The organism is Salmonella sp. SAL4457 (assembly GCF_046548235.1).
Lineage (GTDB): Bacteria > Pseudomonadota > Gammaproteobacteria > Enterobacterales > Enterobacteriaceae > Salmonella > Salmonella enterica.
In genome coordinates this window covers 1-241 of the sequence record NZ_JBGDZO010001225.1, presented here as the reverse complement: position 1 = coordinate 241, position 241 = coordinate 1, and the positions used below count along the sequence as shown (strand labels likewise).

The 241-nt window shown below is 72.2% G+C and carries 1 protein-coding gene; it reads left to right on the top strand.

Annotation, left to right across the window (positions count from 1 at the left end; all coding sequences use genetic code 11):
- The coding region (locus ACLJNW_RS28090; RefSeq protein WP_410961897.1) for a class I SAM-dependent methyltransferase family protein at positions 1 to 130 on the top strand (130 nt) is incomplete at its 5' end.
- Between the last annotated feature and the right edge of the window lie 111 nt (positions 131 to 241).

The window sequence follows — 241 nt, the reverse complement described above, 5'->3', positions numbered from 1 at the left end:
GCCCTGGCACCCGCAGCTGGAACTGATCGCCCGCGCGCTGACCAGCCACCGCCAGGGCCAGGCCTGGGTGATGCGGCGCCGGACCCAGGCGGAAATGGACAAGCTGGTGGCCGCCGCCGGCTTCCGCTAGATCACCCAGCGGGTCGACCAGTGGGGCATCTTCAGCGTATCGCTGGCGCAGAAGGTCGCCCGCTGATGGCGCCGCGCGAGCCGGGGGTACTGAAGCGGGCGGTGCTCTGGC